This window comes from Pirellulales bacterium, assembly GCA_019694455.1.
Taxonomy (GTDB): domain Bacteria; phylum Planctomycetota; class Planctomycetia; order Pirellulales; family JAEUIK01; genus JAIBBY01.
Map to the genome: position 1 here is coordinate 1 of JAIBBY010000064.1, position 26764 is coordinate 26764.

Below are 26764 nucleotides of genomic sequence, written 5' to 3' on the forward strand. Positions count from 1 at the left end.
CGCACGGTGGGGTCGAGATTGGCCGTCGGCTCGTCCAAGATCACCAGCGGCGCGTCGAACGACAGCGTCGCCGCCAGCGCCAGCTTTTGCCGCATGCCGGTCGAAAAAAACGCCACTTGCCGCGTCAGGTCCAACTCCAACCGTTCGGCCAGCGCCAGCGACCGTTGATAGTCGCCGCCCGGTCGCACCCGGCTAAAGAACTTGAGCGCGTCGTAGCCGCGCATCTGCCGAAACAGCCTCGCTTCTCCCGGCAAATACGCCACCAACCGGTGCGCCGCCACCGACTCGCGATAGCAGTCAAGTCCCGCAATGGTGGCCCGCCCCGATGTCGGCTTCAAGAACCCCATCAACAGACGAATCAAGGTCGTCTTGCCCGAACCGTTTGGCCCCAACAGACCAAACACCTCCCCCGTGCGCACCGCCAGCGTGCAGGCGGCCAGCGCCTTCAATGCATCGTATTGCTTGGTGAGCGCATGGGTCTCAACCAAGTGCGGGGACGCAATCACTCGTGGCCTCTACTCCGTTCGACACACTCATGTCCGCCGGCTTGTCGCCGCGGGCTACATCGATTCCACGCTCTTCTTCATTTTCTCAAGTCCCGTCCGCGCGACCAGCCGTAAATCTTCTTTCCAATAGTGGGGGTTGAAAAGTTCCAAAGTCAGGCAACCGTTGTATTCCTTCTTGCGCAACTGTCGCGTGATCAGCCGGATGTCCACGATGCCGTCTCCCGGATACACGCGATGCGAGTCGTTTTGCTCCTGCCGTGCGGGCGAAGCTGGCGCGTCGTTCCAGTGAAAGCACGATATGTGGTCGGCCGGCACCGCGTCGAGCGCATCGGGCCGCGTTCCCCCGCGAAACATGTGCCAGATGTCGGCCGTGACTGTCCCCTGTGGGTTGCCCACCGTGCCGCAGATTGACCACGCCTTTTCCAGTGTGTTAATGCCGGCGACAAAGCCCAAAAACTCCAGCGACGCGGGCACGCCGCGCTCGCAACTCATCTCCAGGATGCGGCCATATTGATCCACGGCAAAGTCGAACGGCACATCTTCGCCCGGCGGCCCCGCCACGATTCGCTTCACCCCCAGCGCTTTCGCCATGTCGAGCCGGCGCTGGCATTGGTCGAGCGACTTGGCGCGTTTCGCGTCGTCGGGATCGCACCACCCCCACAGGGCGATCATGCTCGGCCGCGCCAGTCCCTGATCGTCGAGCGCCTTGGCTACGTCGGTCAGCTTGTGCCCTGCCTCCAAGTGCTGCTCCACGTCGGGCGCCCACAACTCAATGGCTTCATAGCCGGTCTCGCCGGCGATGGCGATCTTCTCCAGCAGGCTCGCTGGCCGAATGGTGCTGGTGTTCAGTCCAAAGGTGAAAGCGGCCATCAGGGCGAGAACCTCTGGGGTCGGGGGGGGGGGGGGGGCAACACGGGCAGGCGCGAACCGCGCCATTCTCGACTCGCCATGCACGCCTGACAAGCGGCAAGTGCCCGCTAGCCACTATTTCAGCGTTACCCGCTCCGGCGAGCGGCGCACTTCGTAGTAACCGCACTGCGCAACCACTGGCCACTGCTCAACCGTCGCCATACTCGCCCCGCACGCCTTGACCACCTCATCGTTGTTGGGGCGGGCGGGCAGCACCACATACAGAAAGCCGCTTCCGCCGTCGCGGTCCCCCGTCACCAACTCTGGCGGCAGCGGAAAGCCCACCTCTGCCAGCGCGTGCGACAAGGCATGGTGGTCCGACGCGCCAAAGCAGATTCGATAATTCTCCGCCGGGCCAATCGCCGCGCGCAGCGTCCGCGCGGCGCAAGATGGCTCAAAGCGGGCCGAGTAGTAGTTGTAATATCCATCCTGCGCGAACCGGGCTTTCCGCACGCGCTCCAGTCGCGACGGATAAACAAGCACGGCCGGCAACAAGACCAAGATCACCGCCAGGGCCGCGGTCATCACCGGCCGGCTATCGTCCCCGCCGCGCGGTTGGGCAAACGCCTGGGCCGCCATCGAAATCAGCCCCCCGGTCGCCACTGCCAACGCCGGCAGCAGCGGGCAATAGTTGCGCACAAACGGGGTGATGCCCAGGACAATCGCCGCGATAAACGGCCCCAGCAGCATCACTGCCAAGAGCGACCAGGCAGTACGATTTTGCCGGAAGGACGCGAATGCCGAACTCCCCTTGCGCACGGCGATCAGCGCCAATGCCACCACCCACAGCGGCCACAGGTCATGTCCGGCGGCCCAAAGCACATCTCTCACCAGTCGCATCGAGGCGCCAAGTCCCGCCCACTGCATGGCGCTTTGCGCGCGCAATTGCTCCAGCACCGGCGCATAAAGGGCCACCGCCAAAAGCCAGGCGGCCAACCACGGCGCCAGCATTTTGGGCGCGTCGCGCCGGTCGACTGCCTGCTTCCAGCCTCGTGCCACGACCCACAAAGTTAGCGGTCCCAAAAAAAGCGCGTTGGTCGGCACGGTGTACAGTAGCGCCGCGCCCCCCAGCGTGGTCGCCAGCGCCCGCGCAAGTTGGGCGCCTAAGACGTCGTCGTTGTGTCCTTGCGCTGGCGCCTTCGAGGCGCCAATACCCACCTGCCGCGCTGCCAGCCACATCAGCCCGGCCGTCAGCGCCATCGATATCCCATAGCCGCGCAATTGCATGGCGTGCGTCAAGAACATCACATTGAGCCCCAGCGCCAGGCTAGCCGTTACCGCCGCCACGCGGTCGAACAACTGTGCGCCCAGCGCGAACACCGTGGTCAGCGTCAGCACCGCCAAAACCAAAGAAGGCAATCGCAGCGCCGCGACTTGGGTCGAGATCGCCGCCACTGGCTTGAGCAGCAGCGTGTAAAAGATGTGATTGTTCGGCGCCGAGTAGTCGCGTACGATTTGCGAAACCGGTTGGCTGGCGAACTCGTAGAGGGTGTAGACTTCGTCGGCCCACAAATCAAGCGTGAGCTTCTGCGCCAGTAGCGCCGTCGGCAGCGCCAGCGCGATCACCAGCCAGCGCCATGCTGGTGCCGACTTGTGTGCGGCGCTCATCATGAAATCCGACTGGCCATTTTACCGCTGCCAAGCTGCGCGGCGCCCGGTGGCTTCTTATCTTGCCACTACGCCTAGTGGTTGAACAAGAACGCCGGACTGTTGATCAGCGCCCACGCCAGGTCTTGCGCGCCCGACAGGCGATTGTCCGCCTCGCGAATCGCTTGGATGCCCGTCTCGCTCTCATCGGCCCGTGGCGGCCGGCACAGAATCGACAAGAACAACTCCTCGACCAGCTTGGCGTCGTCGCTCTCCTTGTTGGCCAGCGCCGTGATGCGGTTCTGCGGACCGGCAATCGCTTCGGCGATTACCGGGCCGTTCACCAGGTTCAGCGCCTGTCCGAGCACCACGCCGCTGGAGCGCTCACACTCGCAGGCGCTTTCGCGCGGCGGTCGGCCAAAGAGTCCCAAAAAGCGCCCCGGCAACTCCACATTGGGGTCGGGCAGTTGCGCCGCCCGGTAGCCCGCCGGCACGCCCGGCAGATCAACCGCCGTGCCCGTCGCCCGCTCAATGGCGTCATACAGCGTCTCCGCCGGCAACCGCCTGGCCAGCGCGTGCGAATAGTTTGTCTGGTCGTCCTCATTCCACTTGTTCGCGATGATCGAGTGCTGGTATGCCCGCGACTGGCAAATCGTGCGCATCAACTGCCGCACATTAAAGCCCTCGGCCACAAACTCATCGGTCATCCGCTGGAGCAATTCGGGGTTCGAAGGTGGATTGCCGGCGCGAATATCGTCGACCGGTTCGATCAGCCCCACGCCGAGCAAATAACTCCAGATGCGATTCACATAGCTAGTCGCGAAATACTGGTTGTCCTTCGACACCACCCAATCCGCGAACTGCGCTCGCCGGTTGGGGGCGTCGTCGCTGGCCAGTTCGCGTTGATACGGGAACGCCGGCGCCATGACCTGACCGGTCTTCACATGTTGCACTTCCCCCGACGTCGTGTCGAAGACGATCTCTTCATCCGGGTTGGCGCCAGCCTTGCGACCTACCTGCGCGAAGAACGCCGATAACTCGTAGTACTGGTTCTGCGTCCAGCGCTCAAACGGGTGGTCATGGCACTTGTTGCAATTGAAGCGCACTCCCAGAAATAACTGGGTCGAGTTCTCCATCGCTTCGGTCGGTTCGCGCAACACGCGCAGATAGGCCGCCGGCGGATTCACGAACGTCGAGCCGCTTCCCGTCAGAATCGCGTGCGCGAATTGATCGTATGGCATGTTGCTCGCCACCGCCTGACGTATCCAATTGCGCAGCGCCCACGCCCCTTTCTCGCTCAAAAAGCGCCGGTTCACCTGCAACAAGTCTGACCACTTGTTGGTCCAATAGTCGACGAAGCTGGGGCTGCCGATCAATCGGTCGATCAACTCTTGACGCTTGATCCATGTCTCGCGACCATCGGCCAAGAACGCTCGCACTTCGTCGGCGGTTGGCGCCAGTCCGGTCAAATCGAGCGAAACCCGGCGAATAAAGTCGGCGTCGGAGCACAAGTCGCTGGGCTCCACTTTCAACCCTGCCAGCTTGCGATACACCAACTCGTCGATGTAGTTGTTGTGCGGCGGCTCATGCCACACAAAGCCCGTGCGGTCGCCCATCACGGTCACGGTGGTGGCCGCGTAGTTTCCCTCGTAGCGGGCCAGCATCGCCGCCTCGCCGCGGCGCACCGCGGTCACCAGCCCGCGTTTGTCGCACTCGGCCACCTCGGTCAGGCTACTGTCGATAAACGCCTCGGCCGTCACGTCGCGCACCGCGCCGTCGCTGTAATGCGCCAGCACCGTCATTTGCAGCTTCATGCCGGGCAAGGAGATCTGCGGTCCCTGCGGCGCTAGCTCAATCTTGGTTACTCGTGGGGTGTCCAGATCGAGCTTCACCCCGGCCGCGATCCACTCCCGCAATAGCCCGTAATACGGCTCGCCGGGCCGGGTCAAAACGCCTCCCACGTGTGGCACACCCCCCGAGGGCTTGAGCAGCATCAGGCTCTGCTCAGGCGCCGCGCGGTTGAAACGACGTCCCGCCAAGTCGTCGGTCAAGGCGCGATGATCGAACTCGGGATCGTATCCCCGCAGGCTCAACTTGAATCCGTTCTTGCCGCCATCCGATCCGTGACACGTCCCCGCGTTGCAGCCCATCTTGGACATGACCGGCATCACGTCGCGCACAAAGCTCACCGTGTACGGCGCGGCCACGCCGCTCACCTTCACCGGCACGGTCACGCTTTGGCCAGCCAGTTCAAACACAAGCTGCGCTTCGCCATCGATCGCCGCGCGCACTTGTCCCGACGGGCTCACCGTCACTCGATCGCTCGGCGCCGTCAATGTCGCTAGCCGAGTGGCGTCCAGCCGCTCGCCAGCGGCGGTCACGGCTGTCAGCAGCAGTTGGCGATAGGCGTACTTGTTGGTTAGTTCAATTGCCGTCGGCTGTGCTTCGAGTTTCACCACCGTCGCCCCGGCGGGTAGCTGTTCCGTCTCGGCCACCGGCGCCGGCGGCGCGTCGTCGGCCAGCGCGCCCCCCAGGCCCAGCGTCAGCGCCAAGCTACCCATCAACCAGCGTGTTGCTAATCGTCGCATCAGGCTGCTTCCTTCGTCTTGGCCACTTATGCGCTTGGTTGTTCGCTCATTTGCTTGCCGTCGCCCCGCTGGCCGGCGCGAGGGGCGCCGGCACGAATTCTTTGACCAGCTTGCCTGTCTCGGCTTCGCTCAATCGCACCATCCCGTCGAACCCGCCCGAAGCGACTTCCTTGCCGTCCTTGCGAAACGCCACGGCAAAGACCGCGCCGATCTGGCCTTCGAGCTTCGATTGCAATTTACCGTCCTCAGCCAGGTAAACACGCACCTCGCCGCTGCTCCCCTCGCTCGAACCGACTACGAAGCGCGTGCCATCGACATTGAAGTCGACGCTGTAGATACGCCCCGGCATCGCCTCGTAGGCCCGCACCAGGTTGAAGTCGTCGCCGATCACGCGGGCTTGCGTGCGATAGATTTTGTATAGCTTTGGCGTGCCATCGGCCCCGCCGCAAATCACCTGATCGTCGGCCGGCTGGCGTCCCGGACGCAGGTCGAGCGTCATCAGGCCCCCTTTCAGCGCACCGGGCGTGATGCTGGTGATGTTGTCCACAAACCGCTGCGTGGCCACTTCGGTCAACTTCATCGATCGGTCGCGGCTCACGCTCATCAGGTGCGAGGCGTCCGTCGAAAAGACCGTATCCAGCACCCAATCGCTGTGCGCGCCCTGGTAGAGGACCTGCTGGCCGCTGTTCACGTCGATTGCGCGCAGGGTGTTGTCCGCGCAGCCAAAGGCGATTCGCGTTCCGTCGGGCGACCAACTCACGCCATACACCGTGTCGTAGGTCAGCCCTTGCGATAGCGTCAACTTCCGTTCGGCCACGTCCCAGATTTGCACCTCGCCAAATCGCCCGGGCGAGCCCCCCGTCACCGCCAGCAATTTGCCGTCGGGCGAGAACGCCAGCGACTCAATTCGCTCGGCCAGGCCAATCAGCCGCGCGACCAACTCCGAGCCGTCGGATTTGTGCAGCAGCACTTCGTGATAGCCCGAGACAGCCAGAAATTGTCCATCGGGCGAGTAATCGAGGGCGCTGATGACCGGCGCCGCCTGATAGACCGGCGGATGCGCCGCGTCGACGACCGTCTTGCCCGAGGCCGGCGAGTCGTCCTCCGCCCCTTGCGTCACCCAGTTGCGAATCAGTTCAATTTGCAGCGCTGCCAGCGCCGGTCGCCCTTTGGGCATCGCTGGCGCCTCGCCACCGGTTGGCGTAATTTGCTCGACAATGGTGCTCTCGTCGGGCTTGCCCGGCACAAGCCCCGGCAATTCCGTCTCCCCCGGCTTGAGCATGTCGGCGATGGAGGTCAGCACCAGTCCCCCACCAGCTTTAGCCGGTTGATGGCATCCCTGGCAATGCTCCTGGAAGATCGGCCGCACGTCCTTCCAATAGCTCACTTTGGCGGGCGCGGCGGCAGGCGGTTCCTCAGCCGTGGCGATTGTCGCCGCAATCACCAGCGACACGGCGAGCGCCGCGGTCAAGCGACGCGCAATACGGTGCGACCATTTCATGCCGTCAGGTCCCTGCTCTAGCCAGGCGCCTCGAAGCCAAAACTAGACTACCACCGCGGACCACATGGCGAAAGCAGATGCCCCCAAGCCGACCGACAGACCGCTAGACCATTTCCCACGATTGGCGGCCATAAGAAAAGCCGGCTATATTCTCAGCATCCCGCCTTGGCCTGTACGTGTCCCACCTGTTAGAGGCCCACGATGGACCGGCCGCGCTGTTGGGGTCCGCTCCGCCGCCGCGAGTTTCTCCGCGCCGGCGCCTTGGCGCTGGGCGGCGCCTCGCTGGCCGATGTGCTCGCCGCTCGGGCGGCCACAAACAACTCCACCGCCGACACCTCGGTCATCCTTTTCTGGATGTGGGGCGGGCCGAGTCACTTCGAAACCTACGATCCCAAGCCGGCGGCGCCGCTTGAGTATCGCGGGCCGTTTCGCTCCATCCAGTCCACCGTCCCCGGCATGGACCTTTGCGAGGTCTTTCCCCTACAAGCGCGGCTGGGGAACCACATCTCGCTGATCCGCTCGTTGCACCACGAAATGTCGGCGCATAACGACGGTTCGATCGAGCTATTGACCGGCAAGACGCCGGCGCAGATCGACCCCACCTCGACCGCCCGTTCCGACCATCCCGATTTCGGCATGATCGCCAGTCGGTTGCGCGGCGCGCGCCTCGATGGTGTGCCGCAGTATGTCGGCATTCCGCGTCAGCCCTTCATGACGCAGCCTACCTATCTCGGCATCGCCCATTCGGCGCTCGCCGCCGGCGACCCGTCGGCCGCCGACTACCGGCCCCCCAATCTCACCCTTTCGGCAGGTGTCGATGGCCACCGCCTCGACGATCGCGCCACGATGATCTCCCGCTTCGACCGGCTGCGCCGCGACCTCGACCGCAGCGGCGCGCTCGAAGGAGTCGACGAGTTTCGCGCCCGCGCGCTCGAGATGCTCACCCATCCCACCGTCGCCACGGCCTTCGACATCTCGCGCGAGGACGACCGCCTCCGCGACCGTTACGGGCGGCACCTCTGGGGTCAGTCCTGCCTCTTGGCTCGCCGCCTGGCCGAGGCCGGCACGGCGGTCATCACCGTCGACGCCTTGGCGCCCACCCTCGCCGACCGCTATTTCAGTTGGGACGACCATATCAACGTCGATACCCGCTGGGACCTGGCCGACGCCATGCGCTATCGCGCGCCGTTCATGGATCAGGCCATCTCGGCGCTCATCGAAGATCTGCGTCAGCGCGGGCTTGATCGTCGCGTGATGGTCGTCGCCGTCGGCGAGTTTGGCCGCACCCCGCGAGTCAACAACGTGGCGGGCCTGTTGGGCCGCGATCATTGGCCCGGCGCCATGTCGGCGATGGTGTCGGGCGGTGGACTGCGCATGGGGCAAGTGGTCGGCGCCACCAACTCCAAGGGGGAATATCCCGCCGAGCGCCCTTTGCGTCCGCAGGACCTGTTGGCCACCATCTACCAGCACCTGGGCGTCAACCCGCAGACGGCCTTCAAAGACTTTCGCGGGCGGCCGTTTCCGATCCTATCCGATGGCCAGCCCATCGCCGAACTGGCATAGCGCCAGACATGGCCGCGCCCGCCAAATTTGCACCCGCGGCGTTGCGCGACCACAATCGTGGCGAATCATCACTTTGCTCCGGCGCCGCGAGGATCGAAATGTCGCGCATCATTCGCCACAGCTTCTGCTGCTTCGTTTTTCTGGCCTCCACCGCGCTGGCCGGCGATCGGCTGACGCCCGAGATCGAACAGATCATTCGCGAGCCGCGCTTCAAGAACGCCCACTGGGGGGTGCTGGTCGTCGACCTGAAGACGGGCGACGTCGTCTACGAACACAACGCCGATCAGCTTTTTGCGCCCGCCTCGACCACCAAGCTCTATTCGGTCGCCGCCGCTCTCGATCGCCTCGGCAAGGACTTTCGTTTTGAAACTCCCATCTACCGACGTGGAGAACTGGTCGATGGCCAATTGCAGGGCGACCTCATCCTGGTCGCCAGCGGCGACCTCACGCTAGGGGGCCGCACCACCGCCAACGGCGAAATCGCCTTTGCCAACCACGATCACACCTACGCCAACGGCACTTCCGAAGCCGAACTTACGGACCCCGACCCCCTCGCCGGACTCGACGATCTGGCGCGGCAAGTCGCCAGCGCCGGGATCAAGCGTCACCTTGGCGAGGTGGTCATCGACGATCGGATCTTCGATTCCGCCAGTTCCACCGGCAGCGGCCCTGCTCAGCTTGGACCCATCTTGGTCAACGACAACGTGATTGACTTGCACATTGCCCCCGGCAAGCAAGGAGAGCCGGCGGTCGTTGAACACCGGCCACAAGCGTCGATTCTCAAGGTCAAAAACAAGGTCCGCACCGCCAAGCCGAAAAGCGCCACCTTAATCGGTGTTGACGCTTCGACTCCGTGGACCATTACCATCGAAGGTCAAATTGCCGCCGATCACAAACCGGTGCTTCATGTGTACGAAATCCCCGACGCCGCCAGTTGGGCCCGCACCCTGCTCATCGAGGCCCTGAAGCGCGCGGGCGTGGAAACCAATGCCAAACTCGATATGCCGAACCCCAGCGAGATACTGCCCGAAAAGATGGATTATGCCGGTTTCGAGCAAACGGCCCTGCTGCGCTCGCCCCCTTTCTCGGAGAACGCGCGCCTGATCCTCAAGGTCAGTCACAATTTGCACGCCAGCACCCTGCCTCTCCTGCTCGCCGCTCGCGAAGGCAAACGCTCGCTGGCGGCGGGCCTGCGCATGCAGCACGACTTCTTGAAGAACGCTGGCGTCGCCGTGGACGAGATTTCCTTTGGCGGCGCGGCGGGCGGCGCTAATGCCGACTTCACTACCCCGCGCGTCAACGTGCAACTCTTGCGTTCTATGAGCACGCGCCCCGACTTCGAGGTCTACGAGCGTGCGCTGCCGGTCCTTGGCGTCGATGGCACCTTGTCCGACGCGGTCGCCGCCGATAGCCCCGCGCGCGGCAAAGCACAAGCCAAGACCGGCACACTCTACTGGCGCAACACTATGAACCAGCGCTATCTGCTCACCAGCAAAGCGCTGGCCGGTTATTTGACCGCCGCCAGCGGCCGGCGACTCGCCTTCTCGCTGGTGGTCAATGGGGTTCACATCAATGGCGTCACCGACCGCACCGAAATTGGCCAAACCCTCGGCCGCCTGTGCGAGATCATCCACCAGGCGAATTGACGCGGCCAATCGGCCTTGCGACCGGACGCGATCACGCCGTACTGCCTTCTCTGCGCCTCGGCGACACCGCGGCTTAATCTTGCTTCTGCCCCACGCCATTGACCGTCTCGCCACTACTCCGGCACCCACAGGCTAGCCGCCGGTGGCCGTCCTAACCGCCGCGCCTTGATCCGCACATACGGCGCCACGTAGCAAGCGCGGTGTCCAAAGCTGCCTACTGGCTCGTTTGGCTTGGCGTGTACCGGTTCGATCAAATCTTCGACCACAAACCCTGCCCGGCACATTCCGCCGATCATTTCTTCCCAGCGGTGCAGGTATTCGTCGGCGCCCGTCTCGCGCAGCATCGAGGTCGCCACCGGCGGCAGCGGCGTCTCGCGGTAGTAACGCTCCCCCAACAAATAGCCCGCCTCGCTCGACGGCGCTAGTTCGGTTTGCAGGCTCGCCGGTTGCTTGTGCTGGCTGATGTACAGCCCCCCCGGCGCGAGCACCCGCGCCACCTCGCGATACACCGCGCGTATGTCGGGCACGTAACAGGTGCTCACCGGTTGATTCACCAGGTTAAAACTTCCTTCGGCCAGCATCGACAAGTCGTCCATTGACCCCTCGATCACCCGCACGTTCAATTGCCGCTCCTCCGCTACCCGGCGGTCGATCGCCAACACCTCGGGGCTGATGTCGACCACCGTTACTTCGGCGCCCGCCGCGGCAAACAGCGCGCTCTGCCGCCCACCCCCTGCCGCCAGGCATAACACTCGGGCGCCGGTCAGGGGTCTGGTCAGCCAGCCCGCAATGTCCAAGGCACGCACGGGATCGGCAAAATCCTCGTCCCGTGCCGCCAAGGTAAAGGGGTGCCGTGCCCGCGCCAGGGCGTCCCAGGCCTGCCGATTCTTGTCGCGCCAGTGCGTCATGTCGCTTGCATCCTCGCGGCCGAATATGCCGCGTTCATGAAAATCTCAATGGTTTCCGATCCAACCATGCCAGCCAGCGTATGAAGATTGTCCGGGCGCCGACTGTAACGAGCGTGTCGCTGGCGCGAATCGCTCGGGCGCGGTAGTCCCCGCTACGCGTTTTACTCGCCCTCGCGCGTTGAATATGCGAAAGCGGCGCAGACGATGATGATAGGGAGTTCCGGCCCGGTTGTTCCAACCATGTAGCGCTTTTATAATGATGCAGCGGGTGCGCGGAATTGGAGTTGAGGGGGTGACGGCAAAGCCCAAGATACTGGTTGTTTGCGACTCCCGAGAACGAGACGAGCAAGATCTCGCCCGGCTCGGTGAGACGTTCGAAGTCGTGGTGGCGGAGTCGATGCTCCGCGCCTTGGCTCGCCTCAAGCGAGACGACTTCGCGGGGGTCTTCGTCAGCGGCGCTCACTTCGAAGAGGCATTGCAGGTTGGCAAACTGCTCCAGAACGATTTGATTCTGGAAGGCATGCCCGATGGCGTGGTGCTGCTCGACCACGACAACTCCATTATCTGGGGAAATGGCCGGCTCTGCGAATGGAGCGGCCGCGATTCGGTCGTTGGTCAAAACTTTTACGCGGTGCTCGGCAGCCCCGAGATCCTCGGCCCCGACTTCTGTCCCTTTCACACCGCGCTGGCCACCGGCCAATCCAGCTCCACCACGCTCAAGTCGAGCGAGAACCGATACTTTCACGTGCATGCGGTGCCGGCCCGCGATTCTGACGGCCCGCACCAAATTCTGATCGTCACCGTCCGCGACATCACTGTTGAGACGTTGCAGCAGCAAAAGTTGGCGGCGATCCATCGCGCCGGCATCGAGTTGGCCGACCTGACGCCCGACGAACTCTTTCAGATGACGGTGCAAGAGCGGATTGAGCTGCTCAAGTCGAACATCCTGCATTACACCAAGGATTTACTGAATTTCGACGTCGTCGAAATTCGCCTGCTCGACAAGCAGAGCGGCCGCCTGATGCCGCTGTTGGCCGTCGGCATGGATATCGAGGCCCAGCAGCGCGAGCTGCACGCCCGCTCGCATGGCAACGGAGTCACTGGCTTTGTGGCCGCCACCGGCAAGAGCTATCTGTGCGAAGACACCACCGAAGACCCGCTCTACCTGAAAGGGGCCACCGGCGCCAAAAGCTCGCTTACCGTGCCGCTCATCTTGCACGACGAGGTGATCGGCACCTTCAACGTCGAGAGCCCCGAGCCCCGCGCCTTCACCGAAAGCGACCTGCAGTTCTTGGAGCTGTTCACCCGCGACGTCGCAGCGGCCCTTAATCAGCTCGAACTGCTCGTCGCCGAGAAGGCCAGCACCGCCGCCGAGAGCGTCGAGGCCATTCATAGCGCGGTCGCCCTGCCCGTCGACGACATCCTCAATTGCGCCGTGAACATCATGGAGCGCTACATCGGCCACGAGCCCGAGGTGGTCGAGCGCCTGCAGCGCATCTTGCGAAACGCCCGCGACATCAAGCAGGTCATTCAAAAGGTGGGGCAGAAGATGACCCCCACCCAGGCCGTGCCGCAGGTTTTGCCGCAAGACGAGCGCCCGCTGCTCCGCGGCAAGGAAGTGCTGGTGGTCGACGCCGACGAGAGCGTGCGCAGCGCCGCCCACGCCCTGTTGGATCGCTATGGCTGCATTGTCGAAACCGCCCACAACGGCGCCGAAGCCGTCTTCATGGTCCGCAGCACGCTGGCCCACGGCGGCTACGATGTCATTATCGCCGACATTCGCCTGCCCGATATGTCGGGCTACGACCTGATGTTGCGCCTGCAAGAGGTGATCAACCCGGTGCCGCTGGTGCTGATGACCGGCTTTGGCTACGACCCCGGACACTCGATCGTCAAGGCGCGCCAGGCAGGTCTGTCGTCCAAGGCGGTGCTCTACAAACCGTTCCGGCTCGATCAACTCCTCGGCACTGTGGAAGAAGCAGTGCGCGTCCCCGGCCCGGTGAAGGTCGAGCAAACCTAGAAAAACGTCTCCCGCTTCTCCTCGCCCTGCCTGTGAGGAGACGTCGGCCGCGGGCCGAGTGAGGAGGATCTTTCCCTACTTCACCAGCCACAGATCACTAGCCGCTTGCCTCTTGGCCGCCGGCCGAGCGAGGGACGCTTCAATCCACAGGCTGCACTTGCGGTCCAATACATTCCCCACGATGATCGCCCCCCATGCTAAACCCCGCCGAGCCTCCTGAATGACGTATTTCCTGCTGCTGCTAGCACTGATTGGCCACACCGCGCTCTGGGCCTGCGTGGTCAACCAGATCCATGCCACCCGCTTGGCCAAATTGGGCGTGACGATCGTCAACATCCTGGGGCTCGGCAGCCTCTGCGCGGCGCCGCTGGTTTACATGTTGTGGTTCTGGCGCGACGGCTTGGATTGGCTAAGCGCCACGCCGGCGGGACCCGCCGTTTGGTACTTCCTCTGCTGCTGCGTGCTTGGAGTCCCCGGTCTGGCGGTCTGGGCCAACCGCAACCTGCGTCGCGGGCCGCTGCGACCGCTCAAGCGCCAGTCGGCCCAACGGCTCGACATGGTCCGCCGCCTGGGCTACCGGCCCGATGGCAATAGCTGGCTGCGCCCCCTCACGCGACTGCCAGGCAACGAGTGCTTTCAACTGGAGATCACCGAAAAAGAGCTCGAACTCTCGCGCCTGCCCGCTCGGCTCGATGGCCTCACGATCGCCCATCTGTCCGATCTGCATTTCACTGGCATCATCGACCGCCGCTATTTTGTCGAAGTCGCCGAGCTAACCAGCGCGCTCGAGCCCGATCTGATTCTCATCACCGGCGATCTCGTCGATCGCCCCGAGTGCATCGACTGGTCGAGCGACGTCTTTGGCCGACTGCGCGCGAAATATGGCTCGTTCTTCGTGTTTGGCAACCACGATGTGCGCCTCAAGAGCCACTTGCCGCGGCTGCGCCAAGCCATCGTCGATGCCGGCACGCGCTATCTCGGCGCCCGCCATCAAGAGCTGTGCATCGAGGGCGAAACGATCCTCTTAGCGGGCAACGAACTGCCGTGGATTCGCCCCGCCGCCGACATGACCCGCATCGACGACGCCACCGCGCTCCGCGTCCTCTTGGCGCACACCCCGGATCAACTTCCCTGGGCCCGCCGCCACGGCTTCGATCTGATGCTGGCCGGTCACAACCATGGCGGACAAATCCGCCTGCCGCTGGTGGGACCGCTGTTCAGCCCCAGCCGCTATGGCGTGAAGTACGCCTGCGGCCTGTTTCACGAACCGCCCACGCTGATGCATGTCAGTCGCGGCGTGTCGGCGCTTGATCCGTTGCGCTACAACTGCCCGCCGGAACTCACTCGCATCGTGCTGCGTTCGCCGGTCGCCAACGACGAGCCGGCCCGAATCGCACGGCCGCTGGCGCAGGCCGTGGCCGCACGCTCATGATCGCTTGACAATCTCGACGCAGATGCCCCCCGCCTTCATCCATTCGTGAAAGCGGGAAAACCACAACTCGCGCCGCCACTCCAGGCCTAGCTCCGCGCAAGTGGCCTTCAGTTCCGCGCGGTTGTAAGTGCGGCAGAGCCAGAAATAGCTCGTCCACGCGCCGCCAAAGTTGTCCTCGGTCGCGATCAGCAGCATCCGCCCACCAGCGACCAGCACGCGGCTGAGTTCCGCCAGTCCCGGTCGCGGGTCGGGCAAGTGTTCAAGCACATAGCCGCATGTCACGCAGTCGAACGTCTCGTCGGGAAACGGCAACTGCGTCAGATCGGCGGTGACAAACAGCGGGCGGTCGCTTTCCAACCGCCGCCGCGCCCGCTTGAGCATCTCGTGCGACAGATCAAAGCCGGTGATGCGCGCCCCAGGATCGGCGAACTTGAGCAGATGCTGAATAATCTGCCCGGCGCCGCTCCCTACGTCCAGGATGCTCTTGGCGCCCCGCAGGTCAAATTTGCGCGACTTCAATAGCCGTTCGCCAAACGCCAGGTGCAGCGACAATCGGCTGGCCGTCGACAACAGCGCCCCTTTGGGCCCGTCGTAGACGCCGCGCACCTTCTTTTTATAGGCGTCGTAGCTGACCTCGCGGATGACGTCCTTTTCGATCATCCGATTGACAAGCTTGCCGCTGCGGCGCGACTCGGCCGGCGACTGCGTCTCGTCAACTTGGCGCGTCTCGGTCATGCAATCTCAAATCCTGTCCGCCTTGCCGCTTTATTCTCGTCACTTCGCCGTGTGCCACTGGCTCCGCCAGTGGGAGGCAGCGTGCGAATTCCCACCAGATAAAGCTCACGCAAAGTCGCCACGGCGCGAAGGAATCAATCGTTGCGCCTTTGCCCCTTCGCGTGAGCGACTTCCGGCATTTTGCTCCACTCTCTGCGTCTCCGCGCCTCGGCGGTTCCTCTTTCTTCACCTCGCCCCGCTTGCGGGGAGAGATCGGCCGCAGGCCGGGTGAGGGGCTCTTTCCTAGCCCCTAGCCACTGACCACAAGCCACTATCTCTCACAAGTACACCCGGCGATTGTAGATATACCACTCGACCAGCAGCACGACCAGCCCGGCGAGCACCAGCCACTTCCACGCCTCGCGCCGTGTGGTCTGCGCCGCCTGCTGACTCCCCTGCACCTCAACGTGTCCAATCTTCAGTTGCGCGCGAGGTCGAATGTCGCTCTCCGCGGCGCTGAACAAATTCACCGTGAACCGCTCCAGCGCTCGGTCGCCCGCGCTCGCCGTGTAAGCGCCCAAGGCGTCGGTGTCCGCAAAGCGAAACACGCCCGACGGCGTGCGCGACACCCGCAACTTGCCTTGCCGTGGCGTGTGGATCGTGATCTCGCTCGGCGCGCCGTCAAGCCGCAGCGTCACCGCCGAGCCGGGCGCCGTGCTGGCCACCCGCAACTGCCCCTGCGCTTGGCCGCCCAGGTATTCCAGCACGTTCAGCACGAACACCGGAAAGCTCAACCGCACCGGCCAATTGGTGTCGACTTCATCGGCGCTGTACGGCTCGAAGCCCAGCACCGCGTCTTCAAACGCCTGCCGCGGCGCGATGGCGAATAAGGGGCCGCGGCTGCCGTGTATGAGCACCGACGCGCCGCCGGGGGGCGTCAGCGGCGTCCCCTCGCTGATGATCACATCTCCCAATTCCAAAAACTGCATCAAGGGATGCGCGCGATCGATGTCGACAATCTGCGGCACGTCCGCCTTCGCCTCCGCCTTCCAATCCACCGGCGGCAAGCTGCCAATGAACAGTGTGTTGGCCTGCGGCATGACCGCCGGCGCCGTCCGGTCGTAGATCACCAGGTCACACTCGCCCGCTGACGCCCGCTGCTGATATTCGGGGTCCTTAAGATACGCCGCCGGCTGCGTTGTCACGTCGGCCAGCTTGCGGGCGCTCTCGGTCGCCAGCGCGTACGCGAGCGGCGGATTGGGCCCCGCTTCCACCACCAATACCCGCGCGCGGCGCGGCGGATTGAGCGCCGCCCAGGCGGCGTCGTCCAGCTTCAGGTCGTCGCCGGTCGCCGCCCGCAGTTCCAGCACGCCTGACAGCGGCGAGTCCAGATCGAACGCCACCCCCGCCGACTCTCCCGCCGCGACCGTCACGCGCGACGCGTCGATCAGTTCGCCGTCGAGATACAGTTCCAGCGGCGTCTCGCGCGGCTGGCTGGCATGGCTCTCGATGCTGGCGAACGCCTGCACGCGCCCCGACTCTCCTTCGACCTCCTTGGTGCTGAAAGCCGCGATCGCCAAATTCTCAGCCGTGGCCGCGCCGACAGGCACATACACCGGCGCGAGATTGCCAAGACTGAACTTCTCCACGTCGGCGAATCGCCCGTCGCTGAAGATGAACACCTGCGCCGGCAGCGCTTCGGCCACCTGCGTGTCGGTGATGTCGGTCGCGGAGCGGCCGGGGTTCGCCAACCCCGACGCCACGTTGAGCGCCTCGACCAGCGAAGTTGGCCGCGCGGTCTGCTCAATCGCCGTCAGTCGCTCGCGCAGTTGCTTGCGATTGTCGGTGTATGCCTGCTCCACGCGCGCCCGGTCGGCAAAGCTGATGATCATCGCCTTGTCGCCGCTGGCCATCTTTTCGATCAGCGCCATCACCTGCCGCTTGGCCTCGGCAAGGCGGGTGGGCTGCACGTCGGTCGCCGCCATGCTCGCCGAGTTGTCGACCAGAAAGATATATCGCCCGCCACTAAGCTGCGTCCCCTGCCAGTTGGGCCGCAATAGAGCCAAGATCACCAGTCCCACCAGCAGCAACTGCAACAGCAGCAAGATGCTCTGACGCAGCCGTTGCCACAGGCTGTTCACGTGCAAGTCTTCGATCGACTTGCGCCACAGATAGGTGCTTGGCACTTCCAGCGGCGACCGCTTCAATCGCAAAAAGTAGAGCGCCAAAATCGCCGGTGGCACAGCCAACACGGCCGCCCAACCCCAAGGCGAAAGCATGTTGGTCCACGATGGCAGCCAGCCCGGCATCAGCGCACCAATCCTCGCTGCCGCAGGTAGCCAGTCACTAATTGCTCAAACGGCGTCTCGTTGCTCGCCAAGAGATACACCATGCCCCGCCGATTGCAAAAATCGCGCACTGAGCCCACGAACGCGTCGAGCGTCTGCTGGTATCGCTTCATCAACGGCGCGCTCACCGTGATGTCGGCGTGGTCGCCGTCTTCCGCGTCGACCAACTGCAAGTCCCCCTTGATGTCGGGCGACAACTCCTCGGCCGCCAGCACCTGAATCACGTAGCAGTCCATGCGCTGCGCCACCAGGTAACGCAGCGCCTCTTCATAGCCGTGTTTGTCCAACAGGTCGCTCACCAACACCACGATTCCCTTGCCCGAGTTGCGCAGGCAAAAGTTCTTCACCCCCTGCGCCAGTTGCGTTCCCCCCTCGGGCTGAATCGCCTCAAGCTGCTCGAACAGTCGCCACAGGCTGCGCCGTCCCCGCAGCGCCGCCGTGCCCGCCCGCGCGCCTTGTCCCAGCGTTTCGATCTTCACCCGGTCCGAGCGCACCAGTCCCACAAAGCCGAGCGACGCCGCCAACCGCTTGGCGAACTCCAGCTTGGTGGGCGTGCCAAACCCCATCGACAGGCTGTTGTCGATCAATAGATACAGGTGCAAATCCTCTTCTTCCATGAACAGCTTGAGAAACAGCCGGTCCAGCCGGGCGTAGGTGTTCCAATCGATGAACCGCAAGTCGTCTCCCGCCACATACTGCCGAAAGTCGGCAAACTCCACGCTTTGCCCCTTGCGCGGGCTGCGACGTTCCCCCTTCAGTCGGCCGCGAAATATCTTGCGACTGACCAGTTCCAAGCGCTCCAGCCGCGCCAGAAACTCGGGACTCAGTAGTGGTTCGTTCGTCGTCGCCATTTGCTCTTGAGTGTTTGACCTAGTTTCGCGTGCCACTGGCTCTGCCAGTGCTCTTCACTTTCTCCCTCGCCATAAACCACTAGTCACTTGCCCCTCCCCCTCACGCCGCCTTGTCCGCCTCCCCCTTTTCCGGCACCTGTTCGAGCAAATCCAGCAGCACCTTGTCCGACTCCACTCCTTCGGCCTGCGCTTCGAAGTTGAGCAGCACCCGATGCCGCAAGGCCGGCAGATACACGCGGCGCGCGTCCTCAAAACTCACGTTGTAGCGCCCTTCGAGCAGTGCCCGCACCTTGGCCGCCAGCGCCACCGCCTGCGCCGCGCGGGGACTGGCGCCCCAGCGAATGTACTGGTTGGTGATCGCCGGCGCGTACTGCCCCCCCGGATGCGTCGCCAGCACCAGCCGCACGATGTAGTCCTGCACGTGCGACGCCACCAGCACCTCGCGCACTAGCGCTTGCCACTTCAATATCTCTGGCCCGTCCATCACCCGCGCCGGTTCGATCACCTCGCCGCGCGTGGTGCGGTCCAACACCTGCATCAGTTCATCACGCGTCGAATACCCTACCAGCAGCTTGAAAAAGAAGCGGTCAAGCTGCGCCTCGGGCAGCGGATACGTTCCCTCTTGCTCCAGCGGATTCTGTGTGGCCATCACCAGAAACGGCTGCTGCAACTGGTAATGCTTGCCGCCGACCGTCACCGAGCCTTCCTGCATCGTCTCCAGCATCGCCGATTGCGTCTTGGGCGTGGCCCGGTTGATTTCGTCCGCCAGGCAGATCTGCGTGAAGATCGGCCCCTGCTGAAACTCAAACACGCGCCGCCCCTCGGGCGTCTCCATCACCATGTTCGTGCCCAAAATGTCCGCCGGCATCAAGTCGGGCGTGAATTGAATCCGCGAGAACTGCAAATCGAGCGCCTTGGCCAGCGTGCGCACCAAAAGCGTCTTGCCGAGTCCGGGCACCCCCTCCAGCAGGCAATGCCCGCCGACAAACAGGCAGGTCAACACGCCATGCACGATCTCGTCGTGTCCCACGATCACGCGGCCGATCTGCTCGCGGACCGCGGCGTATCGCTGCGCGAATTGTTCGGCCCGCTGTTCGATCCCTTCGGCAAGACTCATGGTTTTATCTCGAATGAGTTGGTTGAGTTGTGTTTCGCGATTTGCCCCGTGCCCATGGCTACGAGTCCTTGTTGCGCTCGTCCCAGACGCGCTTCTTGGCCTTGAGCAAGCGGCTGGTGTAGTCGTCTTCTTCCTTCTGCTGCGGACCCAGCGACTGCGCCGGCGGCGTCGGCTTTGCGGCCGACGGCGGCTTGGCCCCTAGTTCCTCGGCCACCGCGCCAGTCGTCGGTGCGGTCGATTCCGCTTCCGGCTCGAAGCGGGCCGTCGCGCGGCGCTCTTCCAATTGCTGCGAAATCTCCGCTTTGCGCGTCGCCAGTCGCTCCATGTATTCTGGCGCGGGGGCGGCGGCCTCGCGCCGTAGCACGCGGTCGCGCACCTTCGCCAGCGCCGGACGCACCCAGGTAAAGGAGAACGTCACCCGCCGCACCAGCACATCCAAAAAGAACAGGCAGCTACCCAACAGCAGCATGAAGTGCCACGCGTCCTGGCTGCTGCGGGCATTTGGCAAATCGTGCCGAAACAGGTTGGCTTTTTCCGGAGTCTTAGCGCCGTCGCGCGCGTCCTCGGCGATGACAATGCCCGGCCTGCCGCCCCGCGGCGCCAGCGCCGCCAGCGATTCCAACAGCGCCTCATTCGTTTCCAGCGTCTGAAACTCCGCCGAGTACGGCACATTCAGCCCGCTGCGCAAGGGCGCCCGTCCCGCGCCTGGATTGAGCATCAAAAAGTAGCTCCCCGCGGCGCTGGCGTCGAACGTGCCCACGTAGCGCCCCGGCGCCACTTGCTTCACCGTCACCTCATGGGCCTCCATGTCGGGACCAATGACGCTCCCCCCCAGGCTGAGGAAGTTGAGAAACTGATCGTCCTTGTCGAGCGCGGTGACTACTACTCGGCCTTGCCCATCCTTCACCTCCGTCGCCACGGTGAAGTTGCCGGTATCCCCCGAGGGGCGCATCGACCAGCGAATCATCTGCGAGAAAAAGCGTTCGTAATCCTCCCAGCCTGCCCAGCCTTTGGCCCAGCGCGCTCCGGCGTCGGTGGTGAAGGCCACGCTGCGCCCCAGCCCGTAGGTCCACGTCGCCAGGATCGTGTTGTTCTTGCCGTCGGTCGGCCGCGGCGAAACGATCTCGATCTCCACCAGCGGATGTTCCTTGGCCGTGGTCATCACAAAGCCGGTGATCGGCGGCAATCGCTCCGGCAATCCGCTGACGATTTCGTTCGACAAGTTGACGATCGGCGCGAAACCGGCGGCGTGCTCAAAGATCAAGGGACGCGCCACCCGCCGCGCCTCGCGCTGAAAGATCCGCGGCAGCGCGTTGGCGTTGAACGCCTGATAGTACTTGCCGCCGGTCGCCGTGGCGATGCGCTGCAACAGTGCGCTCTCGGCGGGGCCGTGCGCCCCCACCGCCACCGTCGACACCGTTACCTTGCCCGCCACCAGGCCGTTCAGGATCGATTGCGCCGGCGCCGCCGGGTCGCCATCGCTGATGATGATCATATGCTTGACGGCCACATCCCCTAACCGCGCCATCGCCGCCCGCGCCATCTCCATGCTCGGCCCAAACTGCGGCATGTCGCTGGGCTGCATCTTGCTGATCTGGGCCAACATCTTCTCGCGGTCGGACCGCACTTGCCGCATGCCCGGTTCCCACAACCACTTGTCGGTGCCAATCCAGTGCAGCACGCCGCAGTAGTCTTGCGAACCAAGCGCCTTGAGCGCCTCTTCGGCGATCACCTTTTGCCAGTGGTTGCCGTTGGCGATCTCCGAGGCGTGCATAATCATCGCCAGCGCGCCGCGGAGATTGGCCTTGGCCGCCTTGATTTCAAAGTCGACCGGCATCGCTTTTTCGATCTCGGTGTTCGCCCAGCCGCCGGCGCCAAAACTGTTCGGCCCACCCAGCATCACCAGCCCGCACCCCATCTGCTGTGTGTTGCGCACCAGCATGTTGATCTGAGCTTCAGAAAAATCCTCGCGTGGCACATTGGCCAGAATCACCGTGTCGTACGGTTGCAACTCCGCCAGGCTGGCAAACAACTGGTCGCTGGCGTCGACCCTCACCTCCAGGTTCGCCGCGCGCAGCCGATCGACCAGCAATTGATGTTCGCCGCGGTGCTCGCTGTCTTCGATGAGCAGCACCTGACCGCTGCCGCGCACATGCGCAAAGGTGGTCGCGCGATTGTTCTGCCGCAGCGCGTCGTCTCCCGCTTGGTTCGGGATGAACTGCGCCTCGTAGGTGTAAAAGTCCGGCTGATCGATCTGCCGACGGATGGTGTATACGTGCCGACCCGGCGCGACCGTCAACTCCTGCTCGCTGATCGCCTGCGGTGCGTCGCTGGTTCGCTCGTAAACCACCAGCCGCCCCGTCACCGTGCCAGGGTTGCCATCGCTGGCGACGGCGCTGTTGTAGAGCACGATCCGCAGGTCGAACGGTTCCCCCTTGCGAATGTTGGTCGGCACGGCCACCTTCTCGACGCTCACGTCGGCCCGCGCGCTGATTGTCACCGGCCGCACGTCGATGCCGATGCCCGCGTCGATCAGGCCCCGCGCCTGTTCGAGCGCGTCGCCCATGTTCTGGTTGCCGTCGCTGACGATCACAATCCGCTTGGCCGCGTCTTCCGGAAACGACGCCTCGGCCAGGCGCATGGCCGCCGCCAGATTGGTGTACTCAGGATCGATCGGGCTCTCGATCTGCTTCGACACCTGAATGTCGTCGTCGTAGGGGGGCGCCTCAATCGCTGGATCGCGACCGAACACGATCACCCCCGCCCGATCCTGACCGTCGCGCTGCTGGGCGATCGACTCGTTCACGTATTCGATCATCGCCTGCCGCTGCTCGGCCGGGACGCTCAACGTCTGGTCGAGCAGATAGATGACCGTCAAGCGGTCGCTGGTGCGCACCAGTTGCACTTCGGCCAGCGCCAACACCAGCAAGGCCAACACCAGCGTGCGCAGCGCGATGGCCAGCAATCGGCGAATCGTCCCCAGCCCCGCCAGGCTGCGGAAGCTAAACCACCAAATGGCCGGCGCCAGCGCCAGCAGCAGTAGATACCAGGGGGCGTCGAAATCGATGTCGTAGCCAAACATGCGATCGCTGCCCGTCAAAAAAAGCGCATGGTCTGCACGCGGTGATTCATCGTGTCGAGCACGTGCACCCGATCCTGGCTATCGCACACCACCGACCACGGATTGTGCAGTTCTCCGGCGCCACGCCCGTTGCGGCCCCAGCAGCCGAGCGATTTGCCGCTGCGATCAAGTCGCTGCACTCGATGATTGCCAAACTCGCAGACCAGCAATTTCCCCTCGCGATCGAACGTCACATGATAGGGGTAATACAGTTCCCCTAAGGCGGCGCCTTGCTTGCCGATGACCTGCAGCAGTTTACCCGACGTGTCGAACACTTGAATCCGATGATTGCAGGCGTCGGCCACATAAATGTGGTCGTCGCCATCGATGGCCAGACTCTGTGGACGCACGAATTGCCCTGGTTGGCTGCCGTGACCTCCCCATTCCAAGAGAAACGCGCCGTCGGGCGACAACTTTTGAATGCGATCGAACTCGCCATACTCCGAGATGTACAGGTTGCCATGCGAGTCCTCGGCGGCGTCAGTCACCAACCCAAACTCCCCTGGCCGGTTCCCTTCCTTGCCGCCGATCGTCTGTAAGAGCTTGCCTTCGGGACTGTAGACCAGCACACGATAATAGTGCGTGTCGGCCACCATCACCCTTCCTTGCCGATCGATCGAGATGCCGGTCGGTCGGCCGGTCACATGCTCGGGCGTTTGCCAACCGTGCAAGAACTTGCCATCGCGGTCAAAGACCTGAATCCGCGCGGTCATATCGACCACATAGACGCGATCCTGTTTGTCGACCGCCATGGCGCGCGGCTTTTGAAAGCGTCCATCGCTGATGCCGCGGCGTCCCCAGATTTGTTCCAGTTCCCCTTGCATGTCGGCGTCGCTGCCGCACCCAAGCGCGGTCAGTAGCGCAGCGATCGCCAGACAATGCAGCAAGTGTTTGCCAGGCAGTTGAACCATGCGCGCTAGTTCGCGATTTCCGTTTGGGCGCCAAGTCTTCATCCTCTCGCAATCTACCGTCGCCGCAAGCAGATTGCGCCGATCAGCGCGACAATCCAATTCGTGGCGTGCTGACTTGACCACCCTGCGCCGACGCCTGTAGATTAGTTGAGCTAAGTCCGGTCAGCGACTTGATTTGAACGGCGCCACCCTACGGCGTCGGTTTGTGGCGATGCCACCGCTTCGGCGTGCGGACATTCGCTGGTGCGGTGTCATCTTCTCCCGATGGCGTCGGATCAAGTTCACGCCAGCGCCACCTGGTCGACCGTTCCTACGCCCAACAAGACCGGACCCATACGACTGCCTATGCCCCCCGTGATGATCGACATTCGTAGCGCAGAGGATTCGCGCGACGTCGTGCATCGCGCCGTGCAGGCCCTGGCAGAAGGCAAGCTGGTCGCCTTTCCCACCGAAACGGTCTACACCGTCGCCGCCAGTGTGCTGAACACCGATGCCATGGCGCGGCTCGCCGCATTGCAGCAACCCAGCGCCTTGATCGAATTAGCCGTCAAAAGCGCGGATGAATTGATCGATTACGTGCCGTCGGTCAGCCCGCTTGCGCAACGCTTGGCCCGCCGTTGCTGGCCAGGGCCGGTCACGCTGAAGATCGACGACAGTTCGCCCGAAAGCCTGCTCGCCCAATTGCCACCGTCGGTGCAACATGCGTTGGCGCCCGAGGGGGCGCTGAATATTCGCGTCCCGGCGCATCAGGTGTTTCGCGACACCTTGCGCCTGCTCACCGGCCCAGTGGCGTTCACAAGCGTTCCCTTGGGCGGCGATTGCGAGGCGCAGTCCGCCCAGGAAGTCGTCGATTGTCTCGGAGACCGCGTGCAATTGGTGCTCGACGATGGCCGCAGCCGCTATGGGCAGCCTTCGTCGCTTGTCCGCGTGCGCGCGGGCGATTTCGAAGTCGTCCGTCCCGGCGTCGTCTCCGAGCAAACCCTCCGCCGCCTTTCCAGCCAGATGTTCGTCTTTGTCTGCACCGGCAACACCTGCCGCAGTCCCATGGCCGCCGGCATCATGCGCAAGCTGGTCGCCGACAAGAAAGGCATCAAGCAGTCCGAAGTCGCCGACCACTCCATACTCATCGAGTCGGCCGGCATCTCGGCCATGATGGGCAGCCGCCCTAGCCCCGAGGCGGTGACGGTGGTGGCAAAAATGGATATCGACCTCCGCGATCACGAGTCGCAACCACTGACCGAACAGCTTGTGCAGCACGCCGATCTGATTTTCGCCATGACCCGGTCGCATCGAGCGGCAATTCTCAGTCATTGGCCCACTGCCGCCGATCGAGTGAAACTGCTCTGCCGCGACTGGACCGATGTGCCCGACCCCATTGGCGGCCCGCCCGAACAGTATCAGCGCTGCGCGCAGCAGATTCGCCTGGCTTTGGAATCGTGGCTGCCGGAACTCGATATATAATTTCGTTCGCTTTTTCTAAAATCGGTTAACAGTCCGGGGAATTTATTCGCCGGACTGGTTGAATTGCAGGAAGCAATTCGCAAAATCACGACGTGTGTCGTGATTTTGCGAGCCGCAACAGCGTAGCTGCGGTCGCGGCGAGTGGGAAGAAAGCCACGACGGCTTTCTTCCGCAGGCAATTAGGGTTCAGAGCGATGCGGATTGCCATCGGCTGCGATCATCGCGGTTTTCAAATCAAATCCAAAGTGGCGCAATCGCTCGCGCGGTTGCAGCACGAAGTGATCGATGTCGGCGTCCATGGTCCCGAGAGCGTCGACTATCCTGACATCGCAGCGCAGGTCGCCCGCCAGGTGAGCGAAGGCGCCGTTGACCGGGGCATCCTCATTTGCTGTTCCGGGCTAGGCATGTGCATCGCGGCCAACAAGTTTCGTGGCGTCCGCGCCGCCACCTGTCACGACGACCTGACCGCCGAGATGAGCCGCCGCCATAACGATGTGAACGTGCTCTGCCTCTCGGCCGATATGCTCGGAGAACGTCTGATCGACCGCATGGTCGATATCTGGCTCAAGACCGAGTTCGAAGCGGGCCGCCACGCCCGCCGTGTCGCCAAAATCTCGGAACTAGAGCGCTCGTAAGTCGCTAACTCGGCGTCAATGCGTTAAGCGACTCACCACTTCCGCCTTGCCCACTGTGGCGCCAATCGCGAGGGGAGCAGGCAGCGTACGAGGGCCGCAGTGAGCGGAGTTCACCCCTAACTACTCACTTTATGCCCTAGCCGCGACTCGCTCTCTTCCACCCGCGACCGTGCGTTGGCGACAGCGCTTTGTAGCCCATCCAGTTCATGTCGAAAGCGATGTATCGCCCGGCACTCGCTCTCTACGGTCGCAAACATTCCGGCCGATGCCCCCGGTTTCACGCATCGCTCGGCCAGCGCCGTCACTTCTCCCTGAATGCCGCGCCGCAACCGCCGCGTGAACGCCCACACCAAGATCGTGCACCACAGCCACAGCCAGATGCCCGCCGCAATGTAAAAATCGATTCCCAGTACCGGCGTTGGCTGCGGGGCGAGCCAGGAGTCGTAAAAGAAGTTCTTCGCCATCCTCGACAGCAAGATCGCCAACATGGCGCCCAGTAGTAGTTCGTACCACCAGCGAATCAGCCAGCCCGCATGCCGCTCGGCCAACCGGCTGACTGACCGATCCAACTCGGCCGAGGCCGATCCAATGAACGCTGTCGCCGCTTGTCGCGACTCGCGCGCCAAGGCGTCTGGCTCGGTGACCGCCACCGCCAATCCCGCCTCGGTGGCGTACCCGTCCACAATGATGGCCGCGGTGCGCAGTTCGTCCTGTTCGATCGTGCTGGCGACCGCCCGATCGGCGGTTTGCTCCGCGCTGCGATCCTGTTGCCGGCGGCGCAGCACGCGGCCTCCTTCAAACACACCCCACAAGGCGATCTGCGCCGGCGTCCGCGCTCGAAACAGCGCCCAGCCCGATAAGATGCCTCCCAGCCCGGCGTACGCCCGCAGCACCAGAGAAAACGGGCTGAACCCCCAGCGGCTGGTGACTTCGGCCAGCAGGCGAT

General features: G+C 63.7%; 19 protein-coding genes. 6 read left to right on the top strand and 13 right to left on the bottom strand.

The window, feature by feature from the left end:
- The 5 genes from K1X71_18655 to K1X71_18675 form a co-directional block, all read right to left on the bottom strand.
- On the bottom strand, positions 1–506 hold a 506-nt coding region (locus tag K1X71_18655; GenBank protein ID MBX7075166.1), incomplete at its 3' end, for an ABC transporter ATP-binding protein.
- Between the two features lie 54 nt (positions 507–560).
- Positions 561–1376, bottom strand: coding sequence for a sugar phosphate isomerase/epimerase (locus K1X71_18660; GenBank protein ID MBX7075167.1), 816 nt, complete (start codon positions 1374–1376; stop codon positions 561–563).
- Between the two features lie 114 nt (positions 1377–1490).
- On the bottom strand, positions 1491–3023 hold the full coding sequence (locus tag K1X71_18665; GenBank protein MBX7075168.1) for a hypothetical protein: 1533 nt from the start codon (positions 3021–3023) through the stop codon (positions 1491–1493).
- 74 nt (positions 3024–3097) lie between these two features.
- A complete protein-coding gene (locus K1X71_18670; protein ID MBX7075169.1) occupies positions 3098–5590 on the bottom strand; it encodes a DUF1549 and DUF1553 domain-containing protein in 2493 nt (830 codons plus the stop codon).
- 46 nt (positions 5591–5636) lie between these two features.
- Positions 5637–7091: a hypothetical protein gene (locus K1X71_18675; GenBank protein MBX7075170.1), complete on the bottom strand. Its 1455-nt coding sequence runs from the start codon at positions 7089–7091 to the stop codon at positions 5637–5639.
- 201 nt (positions 7092–7292) lie between these two features.
- Between K1X71_18675 and K1X71_18680 the strand changes: the two genes are divergently transcribed.
- The gene (locus K1X71_18680) at positions 7293–8654 is read left to right on the top strand and encodes a DUF1501 domain-containing protein (GenBank protein MBX7075171.1); all 1362 of its coding nucleotides are present in this window, start codon (positions 7293–7295) and stop codon (positions 8652–8654) included.
- A gap of 98 nt (positions 8655–8752) precedes the next feature.
- Positions 8753–10300, top strand: coding sequence for a D-alanyl-D-alanine carboxypeptidase/D-alanyl-D-alanine-endopeptidase (gene dacB, locus K1X71_18685; GenBank protein MBX7075172.1), 1548 nt, complete (start codon positions 8753–8755; stop codon positions 10298–10300).
- A gap of 113 nt (positions 10301–10413) precedes the next feature.
- Here the strand turns inward: dacB and K1X71_18690 are convergent, their stop codons facing one another.
- Positions 10414–11208, bottom strand: coding sequence for a class I SAM-dependent methyltransferase (locus tag K1X71_18690; GenBank protein ID MBX7075173.1), 795 nt, complete (start codon positions 11206–11208; stop codon positions 10414–10416).
- Between the two features lie 259 nt (positions 11209–11467).
- On the opposite strand from K1X71_18690, the gene K1X71_18695 reads away from it, so the two are divergent.
- Together K1X71_18695 and K1X71_18700 are read left to right on the top strand one after the other, a co-directional pair.
- Positions 11468–13228, top strand: coding sequence for a response regulator (locus K1X71_18695; protein ID MBX7075174.1), 1761 nt, complete (start codon positions 11468–11470; stop codon positions 13226–13228).
- 220 nt (positions 13229–13448) lie between these two features.
- Positions 13449–14660, top strand: a complete 1212-nt coding sequence (locus tag K1X71_18700) for a metallophosphoesterase (GenBank protein ID MBX7075175.1) — start codon at positions 13449–13451, stop codon at positions 14658–14660.
- Here K1X71_18700 and K1X71_18705 read toward each other — a convergent pair.
- From K1X71_18705 to K1X71_18730, 6 genes are all read right to left on the bottom strand, one after another.
- Positions 14655–15395, bottom strand: coding sequence for a class I SAM-dependent methyltransferase (locus tag K1X71_18705; protein ID MBX7075176.1), 741 nt, complete (start codon positions 15393–15395; stop codon positions 14655–14657). The two genes, K1X71_18700 and K1X71_18705, sit on opposite strands and share 6 nt — an antisense overlap.
- 317 nt (positions 15396–15712) lie before the next feature.
- On the bottom strand, positions 15713–17683 hold the full coding sequence (locus K1X71_18710; GenBank protein ID MBX7075177.1) for a BatA and WFA domain-containing protein: 1971 nt from the start codon (positions 17681–17683) through the stop codon (positions 15713–15715).
- The gene (locus K1X71_18715; protein ID MBX7075178.1) at positions 17683–18573 is read right to left on the bottom strand and encodes a DUF58 domain-containing protein; all 891 of its coding nucleotides are present in this window, start codon (positions 18571–18573) and stop codon (positions 17683–17685) included. The genes K1X71_18710 and K1X71_18715 overlap by 1 nt, the downstream gene beginning before the upstream one ends.
- Positions 18574–18673: 100 nt before the next feature.
- Positions 18674–19690, bottom strand: coding sequence for a MoxR family ATPase (locus tag K1X71_18720; GenBank protein MBX7075179.1), 1017 nt, complete (start codon positions 19688–19690; stop codon positions 18674–18676).
- A gap of 58 nt (positions 19691–19748) precedes the next feature.
- Entirely contained in the window at positions 19749–22772 is a 3024-nt protein-coding gene (locus K1X71_18725) for a VWA domain-containing protein (GenBank protein MBX7075180.1), read from the bottom strand.
- A 14-nt stretch (positions 22773–22786) separates the two neighbouring features.
- Positions 22787–23635 (bottom strand): hypothetical protein, encoded by an 849-nt coding sequence (locus tag K1X71_18730; protein MBX7075181.1) that lies wholly within the window; start codon positions 23633–23635, stop codon positions 22787–22789.
- Between the two features lie 444 nt (positions 23636–24079).
- Here K1X71_18730 and K1X71_18735 point away from each other — a divergent pair, with 444 nt between their 5' ends.
- Complete coding sequence (locus K1X71_18735) at positions 24080–25183, top strand: Sua5/YciO/YrdC/YwlC family protein (GenBank protein ID MBX7075182.1); 1104 nt, start codon at positions 24080–24082, stop codon at positions 25181–25183.
- Between the two features lie 194 nt (positions 25184–25377).
- Complete coding sequence (gene rpiB / locus K1X71_18740; GenBank protein MBX7075183.1) at positions 25378–25818, top strand: ribose 5-phosphate isomerase B; 441 nt, start codon at positions 25378–25380, stop codon at positions 25816–25818.
- A 116-nt stretch (positions 25819–25934) separates the two neighbouring features.
- On the opposite strand, the gene K1X71_18745 is transcribed toward rpiB, so the two are convergent.
- A partial coding sequence (locus tag K1X71_18745; GenBank protein ID MBX7075184.1) for a hypothetical protein occupies positions 25935–26764 on the bottom strand: 830 nt, incomplete at its 5' end.